Consider the following 15,620-nt stretch of genomic DNA (forward strand, 5'->3'; position numbering starts at 1 on the left):
GCGTGGGCCGCCTGCGACTGTTATGATTGCGCCCCTTTTTTGCGTCGCGCCGAGCCCATGTCCGATCCGAAGACCGCCCTGACCTACCGCGACGCCGGGGTCGACATCGATGCCGGCAACGAAGTCGTCGAACGCATCAAGCCGCTCGTCGCCCGCACGTTCCGCAAGGAAGTCATGGCCGGACTCGGCGGGTTCGGCGCGCTGTTCGAACTGGCCGGGCGCTACAAGGAACCCGTGCTGGTCTCGGGCACCGACGGCGTCGGCACCAAGCTCAAACTCGCGCAGACGCTGAACCGTCACGACACGATCGGCATCGACCTCGTCGGCATGTGCGTCAACGACGTGCTGGTCCAGGGCGCCGAGTCGCTGTTCTTCCTCGACTATTTCGCGACCGGCAAGCTCGATGTCGACACGACGGTCGCCGTCGTCGGCGGCATCGCCCGCGGCTGCGAACTCGCCGGCTGCGCGCTGATCGGCGGCGAGACCGCGGAAATGCCCGACATGTACGGCCCCGGCGAATACGACCTCGCCGGCTTCTGCGTCGGCGCGGTCGAAAAATCGAAGCTCGTCGACGGCAGCCGCCTGCAGGCCGGCGACGCGATCATCGGCATCGCCTCGAGCGGTGCGCACTCCAACGGCTATTCGCTGGTCCGCCGCATCGTCGCGCGCGCCGGCAGCCCGTTCGATCTCGACCTCGGCGGCGTTTCGCTCGCCGACGCGCTGATGGCGCCGACGACGATCTACGTCAAGCCGATCCTGCAGCTCCTCGCCGCGCAGCCGATCAAGGGCATGGCGCACATCACCGGCGGCGGCCTCAAGGAAAACATCATCCGCGTCGTGCCCGACGCGCTCGGCATCGCGCTCGACAGCAGTGCATGGACGCTGCCGGCACTGTTCGACTGGCTGCAGCGCGAAGGCAACGTCGCGCGCGAGGAAATGTGGCGCACGTTCAACTGCGGCATCGGCTACACCGTGATCGTCGGCCGCGACGATGTCGCGGCGACGCTCGCGGCGCTGCAGCAGCTGAACCTGCACGCCTGGCAGATCGGCGAAATCGTCGCCTCGCCCGGCGAAGACCGCGTGCTGATCCGCTGATGCCCGCGCCGCTGCGCGTCGCGGTACTGATCTCGGGCCGCGGATCGAATCTGCAGGCCCTGATCGCCGCACAGCACGAGGGCGCGTTGCCGATCGAGATCGTTCTCGTCGCGAGCAACAGGGCGACGGCCGAAGGCCTGCGCCATGCCGAGGCAGCGGGTATCGCGACGCTCGCGCTCGACCCGGCCGGCATGCCGGATCGTGCGCGCTACGACGCCGAGCTGTTTCGCCGCATCGCCGACCACGCCCCCGACCTGATCGTGCTGGCGGGCTTCATGCGCGTGCTCGACGCGGCCGTTCTCGCGCCCTGGGCCGGCCGCATCATCAACATCCATCCTTCGCTGCTGCCGAAATACCCGGGTCTGCAGACCCACCGCCGCGCGCTCGAAGCCGGCGACGCGCTGCACGGCGCGAGCGTGCATTTCGTGACCGCCGAACTCGACGGTGGGCCGGTACTGGCCTGCAGCGAGCTGGCCGTCCTTCCCGGCGACGACGCCGAACAGCTCGCCGCGCGACTGCTTCCGCGCGAGCACGCGCTGCTGTGCCGCTGCGTGCACTGGATCGCCGAGGGGCGTGCACAGTTGCGCGGCAACATCGTGCACTTCGACGGCACCCCGCTGTCCGAAGCACTGCGGGTCTGAGCCGGGGCGCGTTCAGCCCGGCGCGACGACACTGCGCCGTCCCTTTCCGGAGCTTTCCCATGCGTGTCCGCGCCCTGCTCGCCTTCTGCGTCCTGCCCGCGCTCGCTCTCGCCGAACCCGCGCCCGAGCGCAGCGATGCGACACAGATGCTGCCCTTGAAACCGTTCGTTGCGACCTATGACGTGAAACGCGGCGGCAAGATGATCGGCGAGGCGACGATGACGCTGAGCCAGACGGATGCGAGCCACTGGACACTGGTGACCGAAACGCGCGGAACCGCCGGCATGGCGAAGCTGCTCGGCCTGGACGTGCGCGAGGAATCGCGTTTCGCCGTGCTGGAAGGCAGCGGGCTGCAGAGTGTCGACTATCGCTACCGCCAGGATGCCACGCTGAAATCCAAGCAGCGCCGCATCGAATTCGACTGGCCTGCGAACGAAGCGCGCGTGACCGACAAGGACGAACTGTTCCGCTACGCGCTGCAGCCGCAGACCATCGACCGCCATGTCGTCGTGCTCGCACTGGGCCGCGCGCAGCGGTCGACGGCTCCCGAATTCGCGGTCGCCAGCAAGGAGGCCATCGAACGGCAGCGCTTCGAACGCCGCGAAAGCAAGACCATCACGCTGCCGGCCGGTCAGTTCGCCGCGACGCGACTGGAGCGTACCGACAAGCCGGGCAAAGGCAGTTCCTGGTACGCGCCGCAGTTGCTCGCGCCGCTGCAGGTCGAGCAGGTGCAGAAGGACGGCAACAACATCGTCATGGAACTGAAGGCCGTGCGCTGATCGCGTTCCCGCACGGCCTGCTTTCCTACGACGGCAGCCGGCGAATGCGCGCGCCGAGCGCGCCGAGCTTTTCCTCGATGCACTCGTAACCGCGGTCGATGTGATAGACGCGGTCGACCGTCGTATCGCCTTCGGCGACGAGCCCCGCAAGCACCAGACACGCCGACGCGCGCAGGTCGGTCGCCATGATCGGCGCACCGGTCATCTTGCCGACGCCCTTGATGATCGCCGTGTTGCCCTCGAGGCGGATGTCGGCGCCGAGCCGCTGCAGCTCGTGCGCATGCATGAAGCGGTTCTCGAACACCGTCTCGGTGATGATGCCGACCCCTTCGGCGACGCAGTTCAGCGCCGTGAACTGCGCCTGCATGTCGGTCGGAAATGCAGGATACGGCGCGGTCGTGATGTTGACCGCCTTCGGCCGGTTGCCGCGCATGTCGAGCTCGATCCAGTCGTCGCCGGTGTTGATGTGCGCGCCGGCGTCCTCGAGCTTCGCGAGCACGGCATCGAGCGTCTTGGGCTTGGCCTTCTTGGCGAGCACGCGGCCGCCGGTGATCGCCCCCGCAACGAGGAAGGTGCCGGTTTCGATGCGGTCCGGCAGCACGTCGTAGTCGGTGCCGTTGAGCCGTTCGACGCCTTCGATCACGAGCGTCGCCGTGCCGGCGCCCTGCACGTTCGCACCCATCGCGTTGAGGCAGTTGGCAAGATCGACGACTTCGGGTTCCTGCGCCGCGTTCTCGATGATCGTGCGGCCTTCGGCCAGCGCCGCCGCCATCATGATGTTCTCGGTACCGGTGACGGTGACGATGTCCATGTTGATGCGAGCGCCCTTGAGGCGCTTGGCCTTCGCACGGATGTAGCCGTTCTCGACGGTGACGTCCGCGCCGAGCGCCTGCAGCCCCTTGATGTGGAGATCGACCGGACGCGAACCGATCGCGCAGCCGCCGGGCAGCGACACTTCCGCTTCGCCGTAGCGCGCGACGAGCGGGCCGAGCACGAGGATCGACGCGCGCATCGTCTTGACGAGGTCGTAGGGCGCCGAGCAGCTCTTGATGGAACGCGGGTCGACGTGAATCTTCATGCGCTCGTCGAGCACCAGTTGCACGCCCATCTGGCCGAGCAGTTCCATCGTCGTGGTGACGTCGTGCAGATGCGGCACATTGCCGATGCTGACCGGACCATCCGCGAGCAAGGTCGCGGCCAGAATCGGCAGTACCGCGTTCTTGGCGCCGGAAATCCACACGTCGCCCTGCAGCGGCTCACCGCCGGAAATTACGATCTTGGCCATCTCTCACTCGGTAAACGGGAAATCGACATCGCGGGAGGCAGACTGCGTCTGACGGTCGCCGGCCTTGGGGGATGCGGGGCCCGCCGCCGTCGAGATCGACAGGTGAATCGCAGTTACGGCTTGCCCGCCTCTTCAGGGGTCACGGTCTTGAGAGCCAGCGCATGGATGGCGCCACCCATCAGGTCACCGAGCGTCGCGTACACCATGCGGTGGCGCGCCAGCGGCAGCTTGCCGCGGAACGCGTCGGCCGTGACGACGGCCTCGAAATGCACACCGTCGGCACCGCTGACCTCGGCCGCCGCACCGGGCAACCCTTGCTCGATCAGATTCTTGATGGTCTGGCTGTCCATATCGGGCGGGATCCGTGGCGGATTCAGGGCAGCGGCAGCTCGCCGCGACGAAATGCGGGTTTGGGCCGTCCCTGCGACGGGGACGACTAACCGGCTACACTATGGGGACGCGCATGTTACCGAAAATCCGCTGGCGCCAAAACGTTGCCTTCGAGCGCCCTGTTTCCCTGCTCCACCCAGCCTTGCTCATGAATGCACAGATCCTGCCGCTGATCTCCGCCGCGACCAACCATACGCCGTTGAACCCTGGATCCGTGGTGCAAAGCGCGCTGCAGGTCGTCGAAACCGAAGCCCGGGCGATCGACCTGCTGAAATCCCGCATCGACGAAAACTTCCTGCGCGCCTGCCAGCTCATGTTCGACTGCACCGGACGCGTCGTCGTCTCCGGCATGGGCAAGTCGGGCCACATCGCACGCAAGATCGCGGCGACGCTGGCCTCCACGGGTACGCCGGCATTCTTCGTCCATCCCGGCGAAGCCAGCCACGGCGACCTCGGCATGATCACGCAGAAGGACGTCGTGCTCGCCCTGTCGAATTCGGGCGAAACCGACGAACTGCTGACGATCCTGCCGCTGATCCGGCGCCAGGGCATTCCGCTGATCGCGATGAGCGGCAATGACGGTTCGTCGCTGGCCCGCCTCGCCGACGTCCACCTCGATGTCAGCGTACCGGCCGAAGCCTGCCCGCTCGGCCTCGCTCCCACCGCGAGCACGACGGCCGCGCTCGTCATGGGCGACGCGCTCGCCGTCGCGCTGCTCGAAGCGCGCGGCTTCACCGCCGACGACTTCGCCCGCTCGCATCCGGCTGGCTCGCTCGGCCGCCGCCTGCTGCTGCACATCAGCGACGTCATGCATACCGGCGACAAGATTCCGAAGGTCGGCGTCGATTCGAGCCTGTCCGAGGCGCTCGTCGAGATGTCGCGCAAGGGCCTCGGAATGACCGCGGTCGTCGACGCCGACGACACGCTGCTCGGCGTCTTCACCGACGGCGACCTGCGCCGCGCGCTCGACGACGACGCGATCGACCTGCGCACGACGCCGCTCGCGCGGCTGATGACGACGAAGGCCAAGACGATCACGCCGGACAAGCTTGCGATCGAGGCCGCGCGACTCATGGAAGACTTCACCATCCATGCGCTGCTCGTCGTCGACGAACGCAAGAAACTCGTCGGCGCACTGAACATCCACGACCTGCTGCGCGCGCGCGTCGTCTGAACGCGAACCGACCTCGGGTCCGGCCGGCATGGACGGCCGGCCCGCCGATGACGCAGCATCCCCGGACCGGCGCCCTGCGGCTGCCGGTCCTTTCATTTCCCGACCTGCCCGAGACGCATGAGCGATCCGTTGTCCGCCGAACTCCGTGAGCGCGCCGCCGGCGTGCGACTTGCCGTCTTCGACGTCGACGGCGTGCTGACCGACGGCCGTCTCTGGTATTCCGAGGATCGGCGCGAGCTCAAGGCCTTTCATGTGCATGACGGGCTCGGTCTCAAGCGCCTGCTCGCCAACGGCATCGAAGTCGGCGTGATCACCGCACGCATGAGCCACCTCGTCACCGAACGCATGGCCGAGCTCGGCGTCGCCCATGTCTACCAGGGACAGAAGGACAAGCTGGCCTGCCTCACGCAGCTCTGCGACGCGCTGCAGCTGTCGCTGCAGCAGGTCTGCTACACCGGCGACGACGTGCCCGATCTGCGTGCGATGCTGCGCTGCGGTCTCGCGATCGCACCGGCCAACGCCGTGCCTGCCGTGGCCGACCGCGCGCACTGGCGTACGCGGCGCGGCGGCGGCGAAGGCGCGGTGCGCGAAGTCTGCGACCTGCTGCTCGCCGCGCGCGGGCTGGCCGACGCCGAACTGGCGCACTGGCTCTGATGGTCGAGCGCCGTCTCAACGTGATCGTCGCGCTCGCGCTGGCCGCCGCGGTGACGTGGGCGGCGTTCTGGCTGTTCCGCACGCCCGACAGCGAACCTGCCTTCGTCGGTCCGCCGCGCTCGAACTACACGCTCGCCGACTTCGAACTCAACGCGCTCGACGAGGCCGGCAAGCTGAGCTTCACGGTGACGGCGCCGGCGCTCGCGCGGCGCAACGACGACGGCTCGCTCTGGGTCGACGCGCCGAACTTCGTGATCGCCGCCGACAAGGGCGCGCCGTGGAAAGGCAAGTCGCAGTCGGCGTTCGTCAACAAGGACGGCACGCACATGCTGCTGGCCGGCGCCGTGGAGATGCAGCGCGAGGCGACCGCGGAAGCCGGCGCGGCGCGCGTCGAAACGCGCGACGTCGACGCGTTTCCGAAGGAAAACCGCCTGCAGACCGCCGCCGCCGCGACGATTACGCAACCGGGCTCTATACTGCGCGGCACCGGCATGAAGGCCGACCTCAACACGCACCAACTGGAGTTGCTCGCCGATGTCCACGCTTCGTTCGCGCGCAAGCGCAAGCCTTAGCCTTGTCGCATCGTTCGTGCTGGCGGTACCGGCCGCACAGGCGCTGAAGTCCGACCGCGAACAGCCGCTCGAAGTCGCCGCGAATCATTTTGCGACGAACCAGAACAAGCACCTGACCGTGCTGACCGGTGCCGTCAAGCTCACGCGCGGCACGATGAAGGGCGAGTCGGACAAGGGCACGGTCTATCAGAGCGATGACGACGAGATCAACCGCGTCGTGCTCGAAGGCAAGCCGGCACGTCTGCAGCAGCAGCTCGACAGCGGCGGCCTGATGCGCGCGACCGCGGCGAACATCGACTACGACACCGAAAAGGCCACGGCCGTGCTCACCGGCAACGCCGTCGTGATCCAGGAAGGCCGCGGCGAATTCCGCGGCGAACGCATCGTCTACAACACCGAAACCGGCGAACTGACCGGCGAAGGCGCCGCCGGCGGCGGCATCACGATGAAGATGCAGCCCAAGGCCAAGTCCGAGAGCAAGCCCGCGGACAAGGACAAGAAAAAGTAATGCTGAGCGCGACCGGGCTGAAGAAGCGCTACAAGCAGCGCGAAGTCGTGCGCGACTTTTCCTGCCGCGTCGACCAGGGCGAAGTCGTCGGCCTGCTCGGCCCGAACGGCGCCGGCAAGACCACCTGCTTCTACATGATCGTCGGTCTCGTCGGCGCGGACGCCGGCAGCATCCGTCTCGACGACGTCGACATCACCGCACAGCCGATGCACGCGCGCGCGCGCCTCGGCGTGGGCTATCTGCCGCAGGAAGCCTCGGTGTTCCGCCGCCTCAGCGTCGCCGACAACATTCTCGCGATTCTCGAACTGCGGCCCGAACTCGACGCTTCCGCGCGCGCCGCCGAACTCGAGAAACTGCTCGACGAACTGCAGATCAGCCATATCGCGCAGCAGAAAGGCGCGAGCCTGTCCGGCGGCGAGCGACGGCGCGTCGAGATCGCACGCGCGCTCGCGGCCGAGCCGCGCTTCATGCTGCTCGACGAACCGTTCGCGGGCGTCGATCCGATTTCCGTCGGCGAGATCCAGCGCATCGTGCGCCATCTGAAGGAACGCGGCATCGGCGTGCTGATCACCGATCACAACGTGCGCGAGACGCTCGGCATCTGCGATCGCGCGTACATCCTCAGCGAAGGCAAGGTGCTCGCCAAGGGCGCTCCGGCGACGATACTCGCGAATGAACAGGTTCGCGAAGTCTATCTCGGCAAAGAATTCCGCATGTGAGACGCCGGCGCAGTCACGGCATCACAAGTAAACATTGACACAAGTTTAACGCGCGGTTCCCGTGCCGCGCCGATGCGCCCGTATGCGCGCCGAATTTCCGAGATCCTCTCCCAATCCGCCGCCGTGCGCAAGTCGATCAACGACATGTCCGCCGCGGTTCCCGCCGGGCGTTTTCCGCATTAGGATGGCGTCACGGGCCTTTCGCACCGCCGGAGTTATTCCTGCGAAACGCTCAGTTACGGGACTACTGATGAAGCCTGCGTTAAATCTCCGCCTGCACCAGCAACTGGCGTTGACGCCGCAACTGCAACAGGCCATCCGCCTGCTGCAGCTCAGCAGTGTCGAGCTGGAAATGGAGCTGCGCGAAGCGCTTGAATCCAATCCGTTGCTGGAACTGCCCGACGAACCCGCCGAAGCCGCACCGGCCGAAGCCGCAAGCGGCGCCGACGCGCCGCCCGCCGAATACGAGACGCACACCACGACCAGCGAGACGGCGAGCACCGAATCCGAATCGCGCGATGCCGACGAAGATCGCTTCGAGGCGCTCGATTCGACGTTCGACATGCCCTCGCGCAGCAACAGTTCGTCGGACGACGAATTCGAGGCGCAGGAACCGGAACAGCAGGATCTGCGCGACCATCTGCTCTGGCAGCTCAACCTCACGCCGATGTCGCCGCGCGACCGCGCGATCGCCGTGGCGGTCATCGAAGCCGTCGACGACGACGGCTATCTGCACGAACCGGCCGAAGCGATCCAGCAGGGGCTCGCCAGCCTCTATGATGTCGATGCCGACGAGATCGAAGCGGTGCGTCATCGCATACAGCGCTTCGATCCGCTCGGCGTAGCAAGCCGCAATCTGCGCGAATGCCTGCTCGTGCAGCTCGACGCATTCGACGGCGACGTCGACGGCATCGTGGTCGCGCGCGCCATCGTCGCCGACCATCTCGAAGTGCTGGCCAAGAACGATCGCGCGCGTCTGAGCCGCAGCCTCAAGGTCGGCAGCGACCAGATCGACGCGGCGGTGCAGCTGATCCGCGCGCTCGATCCGAAGCCGGGTTCGAGCGTGTCGAGCGCGGCGCCCGAATACGTCGCGCCCGACGCCTATGCGTTCCGTCATCACGGCCAGTGGCAGGTCAGTCTCGCGCCGGGCTGCCAGCCGCAACTGGCGATCAACCGCCACTACGAATCGCTGATCGCACGCGCGCAGCGCGACGATGCGTCGTACCTGCGCGGACAGCTGCAGGAAGCGCGTTGGCTGATCAAGAGCCTGAAGACGCGCGCCGACACGATTCTCAAGGTCGCGCAGGCCATCGTTCGCGCGCAGAGCGCGTTCCTCGACTACGGTCCCGAGGCGATGAAACCGCTCGTGCTGAAAGACGTCGCCGACGAAATCGGCATGCACGAATCGACCGTATCGCGCGTGACGACGCGCAAGTTCCTCTACACGCCGCGCGGCACGTTCGAATTCAAGCATTTCTTCTCGAGCGGCGTGTCGACCGTCGACGGCGGCAGCGCGTCGGCCACGGCGATCCAGGCGATGATCCGCAAGCTCATCGATGCCGAGCCGACCGGCAAGCCGCTGTCCGATCAGGGCCTCGCCGAGGAGCTCAACCGCCGCGGCATCAACGTCGCGCGCCGCACCGTCGCGAAATACCGCGAGGCGATGAACATCGCCGCATCCAACGAGCGCTGCCGCCTCAGCTGAGGCTTGAAGCCGTCACCGGGAACCCTCATGGCAGTAACAGGTCAACGCTAACCGATACTTTTCGCACGAAGCGCGAATTCGTGCCGACCGCGTTCCGCGTCAGGAGCGCTCTACCGGAAGGAGAAACACCATGCAGATCAATGTCAGCGGCCCCAAGGTTGATGTGACGCCGGCCCTGCGCAGCTATGTCGAAAGCAAGTTCGAGCGCATCCTGCGCCACTTCGACCATCTCCACGACGTCGGCGTGCAGCTGAGCGTGGAAAAGCTCGTGCACAAGGCGGACGCGACCCTGCATGCGGCAGCCGGCAAGATCATCCACGCGGAAGCGACGGCGGACGACATGTATGCCGCGATCGATTCGCTCGCCGACAAGCTCGACGGACAGATCAGGAAGCACAAGGAAAAGCTGACCGATCATCACAAGACCGAGGCGCTGCGCGCCGCTGAACGCATCGCCTGATCCGACCCGGGACGCCGGCCCGGCCGGCGTCCCGCCTTCCCTCGCCCTGCCCGGTCTCCCGCCTCCCGCGCCACTCCCGCCGCCTCCCGACGAATTTCTTCCGCACTGCGGCAAAACCCGCGCTATCATCCGCCCCTTTCGCGACTACCCGCCCGGCGGCATGCGCTTCTGCGATCTCCTGACTCCTGACAGCGTCGTCGCCGGCCTGCGCGTCCGATCGCGCGGCGCGGTGCTCGAAGCGCTGGCGCAGCTGCTGGCGCCGCCGGATCAGGCGCTTGCCGTGCTCGAAGCGCTGACCGAGCGCGAGGGCGTCGGCTCCACCGCGCTGGGACACGGTTTCGCGCTGCCGCACGGCCGCAGCAGCGTGCTCGAACAACCCCGCGCCGCGTTCGTGCGTCTCGCCCAGCCGGTCGTATTCGGCGCAGCCGACGGCGACCCGGTCGATCTGTTTGCGGCGATCGTCACACCGAGCCATTTCACGACCGAACATCTTTCGCTGCTCGCCGACATCGCGACGCGCGCGTCCGAGCCGCGGACCCTCGCCCGCCTGCGCGCCGCGCAGCACGCCAGCGCGCTGTACGCCGAGCTGGCAGAATGGGGCCAGCCCGCCTGACCGCCGCCATGGATCGACTGACCGCCCGCCAGCTGTTCGACAGCCTCACCGATCGGCTTTCGCTGCGCTGGACCGCCGGCACCCAGGGCAACGGCCGCACGCTCGATCCGGGCGACCATCACGCGCGACGCCCGTCGATGGTCGGCTACCTCAACGTGATCTACCCGAACAAGGTGCAGATCATCGGTACCGAGGAACTCAACTATCTAGACAGCCTCGATTCGCGCCAGCGCTGGGAAACGGTCCAGAAGATCATCAACTACCGGCCGACCGCGCTGATCGTGACGAAGGATCAGCCCGTGCCGAGCGATCTGCGCGAAGCCGCCGACGAGTCGAACACGCCGCTGTGGTCGAGTCCCAAGCGCGGCCACGAGATCCTGACCTTCCTGCAGTACCACCTCGCGCGGCTGCTCGCGCGCCGCGAGACGCTGCACGGCGTGTTCATGGAGGTCTATTCGATCGGCGTGCTGATCACCGGCGAATCCGGTTCGGGCAAGAGCGAGCTCGCGCTCGAACTGCTGACGCGCGGCCATCGCCTCGTCGCCGACGACGCGCCGGAGTTCACGCAGATCGCACCCGACGTCATCGACGGCCATTGTCCGGAACTGCTGCAGGACCTGCTCGAAGTGCGCGGTCTCGGCGTGCTCAACGTGCGCGAGATGTTCGGCCACACGGCGGTCAAGCCGTCGAAATACCTGCGCCTCGTCGTACACCTGCGTCCGCTGAATCCGCTCGACGACGTCGACGGCATGAAGCGTCTGACCGGCGACGTCGGCTATCGCGACATCCTCGACACGCGCATTCCGCAGATCGCGATTCCGGTCGCGCCGGGCCGCAACCTCGCCGTGCTCGTCGAAGCCGCCGTGCGCAGCCACATGCTCAAGAGCAAGGGCATCGACCCGGCGCAGACCTTCATCGACCGCCAGGCCCACCAGTTGCAGCGTCAGGCGCCATGGTGAACGCACAACCCGCCGATACCGGCGGCAACGCCGCGGAGACGACGCGTCTCGTCGTGCTGTCGGGCCTGTCCGGCGCCGGCAAGACGGTGGCGCTGCGCACGCTCGAGGACTTCGACTTCTACTGCGTCGACAACCTGCCGGCGGCGCTGATGCCGTCGCTGGTGTCGGCCGTCAGCCTCGGCGGCCATCGCCGCATCGCGGTCGGCGTCGACGTGCGCAATCGCAGCGAAGACCTGAACCAGCTGCCGCAGGTGCTCGCCGAGCTCGCCCGCGTCGGCGTCGATTACCAGTTGATCTTTCTCGACAGCCGCGACGACGTGCTGTCCAAGCGTTTTTCCGACACGCGCCGGCGTCACCCGCTGTCGGCCGACGGACTGCCGCTGCACGACGCGATCGCGCTCGAACGCAAACTGCTGCGCCCGGTTGCGGCGATCGCCGACCGGGTCGTCGACTCCAGCGAGCTCAACGTCCACCAATTGCGCCGGCTCATCGCCACCGAGCTCGGCATGAGCAGCGGCGAGCTGTCGCTGTTGTTCGAATCGTTCGCCTATCGTCGGGGTTTGCCGACGGACGCCGATTTCGTGTTCGATGCGCGCGTACTGCCGAACCCGCATTGGGATCCTACGCTGCGGCCGCTGTCGGGCAAGGACGCGGCGATCCGCGAGTGGCTTCAGGAGAAACCCGAAGTCCGGCGCTTCCTCGACCAGTTGACCGGTTTCCTCGACGAGTGGCTGCCGCGCTTCGAGGCCGACAACCGCTCCTACGTGACGATCTGCATCGGCTGCAGCGGCGGCCGGCACCGGTCGGTCTATCTGGCCGAGCGCCTCGCGGAACATTTCCGCGGCACGCGCGACCAGGTGCTGACCTTCCATCGTGAACTCGAGTGAACCGTCCCCATTTCTCACCGGCGGGCAATATTCTTGCAAGCCGCCCCATGTCAGACCCACTGCAGGCACCGTGATGGCCATTTTCCGTTCCGCTTCCGCTACCGACCGCTGCGTTGCCGGCCAATGCCGCGCGGAGGTCCGGTCGTGAGCGTAGGCGTGCTGCTGCTGACGCATGAAGCCATGGGCGACGCGCTCGTGTCCGCGGCGCATCATGTGCTCGGGCAATTTCCGCTGTCGCTCGAGGTCATGGAAGTCGGTGCCTGCGCCGATCCGGAACGCGCGCTCGGCGATGCCTCGCAGCGCGCGCGGCACCTCGACCAGGGCGACGGCGTGCTGGTACTGTCCGACCTGTACGGCTCGACGCCCTGCAACATTGCGCAACGCCTGTCGAGCCTCGGTTTTCGCACGCATTGCGTGAGCGGGCTCAACCTGCCGATGTTGCTGCGCGTGCTCAACTACCCGAATCAGGATCTCGACCAGCTGGCGCAGACCGCCGCCAGCGGCGGACGCGGCGGAATCTGTATCGACCATGCCTGAACGCGACATCGTCATCAGCAACAAGCTCGGCCTGCACGCGCGCGCGTCGGCCAAGCTGGTGCAACTGCTGCAGAGCTATTCGTCCTCGGTCTGGCTGCGTTGCCGCGGACGCGAAATCAACGCCAAGAGCATCATGGGGGTGATGATGCTTGCGGCCGGCGTCGGTACGCCGGTCACGATCCGCGCCGAAGGTGCGGACGAGACTGCAGCGCTCGACGCCGTCGTCGATCTGTTCCAGCGCAAGTTCGACGAAGGCCAGTAGCGACTACCGCGTTCCTCGCCGCTATCGCGCGGCTGGCAACGCGGCAACGGCAGCGCGGTTCGCGATGCGCCGCAAGGGCGCCTGCGATCGGCGCGCGCCGGCCGGTACGACCACCCCACTACAAGGATCCGTTTACCCCGTGAGCATGCGCATCGTCCTCTCCGGCATCGGCGCTTCGCGCGGCATGGTCCTGGGACGGGCGCGGCTCGTGCAGCCCAGCCAATTCATCGTCGACGACACGCGGCTCGAGCCCGGCGAGATCGAAGCCGAGGCCGCGCGCCTGCAGCTCGCGCTCGAGACTGCACAGGCGGAACTGCGCACGATCCGCGACAAGCTGCACGGCGCGCTCGCGCGCGAGATCGGCGAATTCATCGACGCGCACAGCATGCTGCTGAACGATCCGGAGCTGCTGACCGGCCTGTTCGACCTCGTGCGCCGCGGACGCTATCGCGCCGGCGCCGCGCTGAAGCTGCAGCGCGACCGCCTCGCCGCCGTGTTCGAGGCCATGGACGATCCCTACCTGCGCAGCCGCCGCGAGGACATCGACCATGTCATCGGCCGCGTGCAGTCGGCGCTCGCGCGCGAAACGAGTCAGGCCGAACGCCAGATCGCCGCGCGCGTCGGCACGATCCTCGTCAGCGACCAGATCGCGCCGTCGGAAATGACCCATCTCGCCGAGCAGGGCGTGCTCGCCGCGGTCTGCACCGGATCGAGCGCGCTGTCGCACAGCGCGATCCTCGCGCGCAGCATGCGCCTGCCGATGATCGTCGGCGCGCACGACGCGCTCGCGGCCGTCCAGGACGACGACCTGCTGCTCGTCGACGGCGACCACGGCCAGGTCGTCGTGCATCCGACCGCGCAGGATCTCGCGCGCTATCGCCAGTACCAGCGCGATTCGCAGCGCGAAGGCCAGCGCCTCGCGGAACTCGCGCTGGCGCCGACACGCACGCGCGACGACTGCACGATCCGCCTGTTCGCCAATGCGGAACTTGCCGGCGACGTCGCGCAGGCGCGCGCGCACGGCGCCGACGGCATCGGCCTGTATCGCACCGAATTCCTGTTCCTGCAGCGGCATCACCTGCCCGACGAGGACGAGCAGTTCCAGGCCTATCGCGACCTCGTGCTCGGCATGGGCGGCCTGCCCGTGACGATACGTACGCTCGATCTCGGCGCCGACAAGGCCGACACGACCGGACTCGCGCTGACGACCGAACCCAACCCCGCGCTCGGCATGCGCGGCGTGCGCCTGTCGATGCGCCGCCCGGCGCTGTTCGCGACGCAGATGCGCGCGATCCTGCGCGCGTCGGCCTACGGTCCGATCCGCATCCTCGTGCCCATGGTCACGAATCCGGTCGAGATCCAGGCCACGCGCACGCTGATCCAGATCTGCGCGCGCGATCTGCGCACCGAAGGCCATGAAGTCGCCGACCAGTTCGATCTCGGCGCGATGATCGAAGTCCCGGCCGCGGCGATCGCGCTGCCGAACCTGATCCGCCACGTCGACTTCGTCGCGATCGGCACGAACGATCTCGTGCAGTACACGCTGGCCGCCGACCGCAACAACGATGCGCTGTCGGAACTCTACGACCCGCTGCATCCGGCGATCCTGCAACTGCTGTCGGCGACGATCCGCTGCGGCGAGAAGCACGCCAAGCCGGTGAGCCTCTGCGGCGAGATGGCTTCGGACGCGCGCTACACGCCGCTCCTGATCGCGCTCGGACTGACCAACTTCAGCATGCACTCCGGCGCGCTGCTCGAAGTGCGCGACGCGGTGTCGCGCTGCGACCGCACGCGCCTGCGCAAGCTCGCGCCGCGCCTGCTGCGCGCCGAAGACCGCGACGCGCTGACGGCCATTCTCGCCAGCGCGTGAGCGCCTGGCCCGCACGGCCGCTTCGGCCCGCGTCGCACCGGCGACGCTCGTGGCATGATCGCGCGATCCCGCCCATACGCACGCCCATGTTTGCCGTCGACTTCGACTCGCGCCTTGCTTCGCTCGCCGCCGCGTTCCAGCGCCGCGATCCGTTCCGCCACGCCGTCATCGACGGATTCTTCGACGCGGCGGCCGCGCAACGCCTGCTCGCGGAATTTCCGCCGTTCGAGCGCGGCAACGCACGCAACGAAGACGGCGGAATCGGCAACAAGTCGACGGTCGAACGCATCCGCGAACTCGGCCCGACCTATGCGGCGCTCGACGACTTCGTGCAGTCGCCGGCGTTTCTCGCGAAGCTGTCGGAACTCACCGGCATTCCCGACCTGCGCTACGACCCGTGGTATTTCGGCGGCGGCACGCACGAGAACCGCAACGACCAGGATCTCGACGCGCACGTCGACTTCAACCGCCATCCGGTCGAACCGTGGCATCGCCGGCTCAACCTCATCG

Annotated in this window: 18 protein-coding genes and 1 pseudogene; 17 read left to right on the plus strand and 2 right to left on the minus strand. The window is 67.5% G+C overall.

Translation table 11 applies throughout. The features are described from left to right. The first annotated feature begins 57 nt into the window (after positions 1-57). Genes purM through VLF18_RS09720 form a run of 3 tightly spaced genes read left to right on the plus strand, consistent with a single transcriptional unit; the run spans position 58 to position 2,515 of the window. Positions 58-1,095, plus strand: a complete 1,038-nt coding sequence (purM, locus tag VLF18_RS09710) for a phosphoribosylformylglycinamidine cyclo-ligase (protein WP_325279425.1) — start codon at positions 58-60, stop codon at positions 1,093-1,095. Further along, positions 1,095-1,736, plus strand: coding sequence for a phosphoribosylglycinamide formyltransferase (gene purN / locus VLF18_RS09715; RefSeq protein ID WP_325279426.1), 642 nt, complete (start codon positions 1,095-1,097; stop codon positions 1,734-1,736). Before purM ends, purN begins: the two co-directional genes overlap by 1 nt. A gap of 59 nt (positions 1,737-1,795) precedes the next feature. After that, on the plus strand, positions 1,796-2,515 hold the full coding sequence (locus VLF18_RS09720; RefSeq protein ID WP_325279427.1) for a DUF3108 domain-containing protein: 720 nt from the start codon (positions 1,796-1,798) through the stop codon (positions 2,513-2,515). A 25-nt stretch (positions 2,516-2,540) separates the two neighbouring features. Here the strand turns inward: VLF18_RS09720 and murA are convergent, their stop codons facing one another. Together murA and VLF18_RS09730 are read right to left on the minus strand one after the other, a co-directional pair. Beyond that, a complete protein-coding gene (gene murA, locus VLF18_RS09725; protein WP_325279428.1) occupies positions 2,541-3,800 on the minus strand; it encodes a UDP-N-acetylglucosamine 1-carboxyvinyltransferase in 1,260 nt (419 codons plus the stop codon). 113 nt (positions 3,801-3,913) lie between these two features. Then, positions 3,914-4,150, minus strand: a complete 237-nt coding sequence (locus VLF18_RS09730; RefSeq protein WP_325279429.1) for a BolA family protein — start codon at positions 4,148-4,150, stop codon at positions 3,914-3,916. Positions 4,151-4,338: 188 nt separating this feature from the next. Here VLF18_RS09730 and VLF18_RS09735 point away from each other — a divergent pair, with 188 nt between their 5' ends. The 14 genes and pseudogenes from VLF18_RS09735 to VLF18_RS09800 all read left to right on the plus strand — a co-directional run. Then, positions 4,339-5,364, plus strand: a complete 1,026-nt coding sequence (locus VLF18_RS09735; RefSeq protein ID WP_325279430.1) for a KpsF/GutQ family sugar-phosphate isomerase — start codon at positions 4,339-4,341, stop codon at positions 5,362-5,364. 117 nt (positions 5,365-5,481) lie between these two features. After that, on the plus strand, positions 5,482-6,018 hold the full coding sequence (locus VLF18_RS09740; protein ID WP_325279431.1) for an HAD-IIIA family hydrolase: 537 nt from the start codon (positions 5,482-5,484) through the stop codon (positions 6,016-6,018). Then, positions 6,018-6,590, plus strand: coding sequence for an LPS export ABC transporter periplasmic protein LptC (gene lptC, locus VLF18_RS09745; protein WP_325279432.1), 573 nt, complete (start codon positions 6,018-6,020; stop codon positions 6,588-6,590). The genes VLF18_RS09740 and lptC overlap by 1 nt, the downstream gene beginning before the upstream one ends. Next, the gene (lptA, locus tag VLF18_RS09750) at positions 6,553-7,098 is read left to right on the plus strand and encodes a lipopolysaccharide transport periplasmic protein LptA (RefSeq protein WP_325279433.1); all 546 of its coding nucleotides are present in this window, start codon (positions 6,553-6,555) and stop codon (positions 7,096-7,098) included. Before lptC ends, lptA begins: the two co-directional genes overlap by 38 nt. Further along, on the plus strand, positions 7,098-7,817 hold the full coding sequence (lptB, locus tag VLF18_RS09755) for an LPS export ABC transporter ATP-binding protein (protein WP_325279434.1): 720 nt from the start codon (positions 7,098-7,100) through the stop codon (positions 7,815-7,817). Before lptA ends, lptB begins: the two co-directional genes overlap by 1 nt. A gap of 250 nt (positions 7,818-8,067) precedes the next feature. Continuing rightward, positions 8,068-9,522: an RNA polymerase factor sigma-54 gene (locus VLF18_RS09760; RefSeq protein WP_325279435.1), complete on the plus strand. Its 1,455-nt coding sequence runs from the start codon at positions 8,068-8,070 to the stop codon at positions 9,520-9,522. A 130-nt stretch (positions 9,523-9,652) separates the two neighbouring features. Continuing rightward, complete coding sequence (gene hpf / locus VLF18_RS09765; RefSeq protein ID WP_325279436.1) at positions 9,653-9,982, plus strand: ribosome hibernation-promoting factor, HPF/YfiA family; 330 nt, start codon at positions 9,653-9,655, stop codon at positions 9,980-9,982. Between the two features lie 160 nt (positions 9,983-10,142). Beyond that, a complete protein-coding gene (locus tag VLF18_RS09770) occupies positions 10,143-10,595 on the plus strand; it encodes a PTS sugar transporter subunit IIA (protein WP_325279437.1) in 453 nt (150 codons plus the stop codon). An 8-nt stretch (positions 10,596-10,603) separates the two neighbouring features. Further along, on the plus strand, positions 10,604-11,554 hold the full coding sequence (gene hprK, locus VLF18_RS09775; protein ID WP_325279438.1) for an HPr(Ser) kinase/phosphatase: 951 nt from the start codon (positions 10,604-10,606) through the stop codon (positions 11,552-11,554). Next, a complete protein-coding gene (gene rapZ, locus VLF18_RS09780; RefSeq protein ID WP_325279439.1) occupies positions 11,548-12,441 on the plus strand; it encodes an RNase adapter RapZ in 894 nt (297 codons plus the stop codon). Before hprK ends, rapZ begins: the two co-directional genes overlap by 7 nt. A gap of 144 nt (positions 12,442-12,585) precedes the next feature. Then, positions 12,586-12,978 (plus strand): PTS fructose IIA subunit family protein, encoded by a 393-nt coding sequence (locus VLF18_RS09785; protein WP_325279440.1) that lies wholly within the window; start codon positions 12,586-12,588, stop codon positions 12,976-12,978. Further along, entirely contained in the window at positions 12,971-13,240 is a 270-nt protein-coding gene (locus VLF18_RS09790) for an HPr family phosphocarrier protein (protein WP_325279441.1), read from the plus strand. Before VLF18_RS09785 ends, VLF18_RS09790 begins: the two co-directional genes overlap by 8 nt. A 145-nt stretch (positions 13,241-13,385) precedes the next feature. Next, the gene (ptsP, locus tag VLF18_RS09795) at positions 13,386-15,110 is read left to right on the plus strand and encodes a phosphoenolpyruvate--protein phosphotransferase (protein WP_325279442.1); all 1,725 of its coding nucleotides are present in this window, start codon (positions 13,386-13,388) and stop codon (positions 15,108-15,110) included. 86 nt (positions 15,111-15,196) lie between these two features. Continuing rightward, positions 15,197-15,620 (plus strand): annotated as a pseudogene (locus tag VLF18_RS09800) (2OG-Fe(II) oxygenase); the annotation flags it as partial.

The organism is Tahibacter sp. (genome assembly GCF_035481375.1).
GTDB lineage: Bacteria > Pseudomonadota > Gammaproteobacteria > Xanthomonadales > Rhodanobacteraceae > Tahibacter.

Excerpts from the sequence above, each read along its gene's own strand:
- VLF18_RS09735 (WP_325279430.1), top strand. The coding sequence starts at position 4,339 with ATGAATGCACAGATCCTGCCGCTGATCTCCGCCGCGACCAACCATACG.
- purM (WP_325279425.1), top strand. The coding sequence starts at position 58 with ATGTCCGATCCGAAGACCGCCCTGACCTACCGCGACGCCGGGGTCGAC.
- lptA (WP_325279433.1), top strand. The coding sequence starts at position 6,553 with ATGTCCACGCTTCGTTCGCGCGCAAGCGCAAGCCTTAGCCTTGTCGCA.
- VLF18_RS09790 (WP_325279441.1), top strand. The coding sequence starts at position 12,971 with ATGCCTGAACGCGACATCGTCATCAGCAACAAGCTCGGCCTGCACGCG.
- lptB (WP_325279434.1), top strand. The coding sequence starts at position 7,098 with ATGCTGAGCGCGACCGGGCTGAAGAAGCGCTACAAGCAGCGCGAAGTC.
- purN (WP_325279426.1), top strand. The coding sequence starts at position 1,095 with ATGCCCGCGCCGCTGCGCGTCGCGGTACTGATCTCGGGCCGCGGATCG.
- murA (WP_325279428.1), bottom strand. The coding sequence starts at position 3,800 with ATGGCCAAGATCGTAATTTCCGGCGGTGAGCCGCTGCAGGGCGACGTG.
- VLF18_RS09730 (WP_325279429.1), bottom strand. The coding sequence starts at position 4,150 with ATGGACAGCCAGACCATCAAGAATCTGATCGAGCAAGGGTTGCCCGGT.
- hpf (WP_325279436.1), top strand. The coding sequence starts at position 9,653 with ATGCAGATCAATGTCAGCGGCCCCAAGGTTGATGTGACGCCGGCCCTG.
- lptC (WP_325279432.1), top strand. The coding sequence starts at position 6,018 with ATGGTCGAGCGCCGTCTCAACGTGATCGTCGCGCTCGCGCTGGCCGCC.
- VLF18_RS09720 (WP_325279427.1), top strand. The coding sequence starts at position 1,796 with ATGCGTGTCCGCGCCCTGCTCGCCTTCTGCGTCCTGCCCGCGCTCGCT.
- VLF18_RS09740 (WP_325279431.1), top strand. The coding sequence starts at position 5,482 with ATGAGCGATCCGTTGTCCGCCGAACTCCGTGAGCGCGCCGCCGGCGTG.
- rapZ (WP_325279439.1), top strand. The coding sequence starts at position 11,548 with ATGGTGAACGCACAACCCGCCGATACCGGCGGCAACGCCGCGGAGACG.
- VLF18_RS09770 (WP_325279437.1), top strand. The coding sequence starts at position 10,143 with ATGCGCTTCTGCGATCTCCTGACTCCTGACAGCGTCGTCGCCGGCCTG.
- ptsP (WP_325279442.1), top strand. The coding sequence starts at position 13,386 with ATGCGCATCGTCCTCTCCGGCATCGGCGCTTCGCGCGGCATGGTCCTG.
- VLF18_RS09760 (WP_325279435.1), top strand. The coding sequence starts at position 8,068 with ATGAAGCCTGCGTTAAATCTCCGCCTGCACCAGCAACTGGCGTTGACG.
- hprK (WP_325279438.1), top strand. The coding sequence starts at position 10,604 with ATGGATCGACTGACCGCCCGCCAGCTGTTCGACAGCCTCACCGATCGG.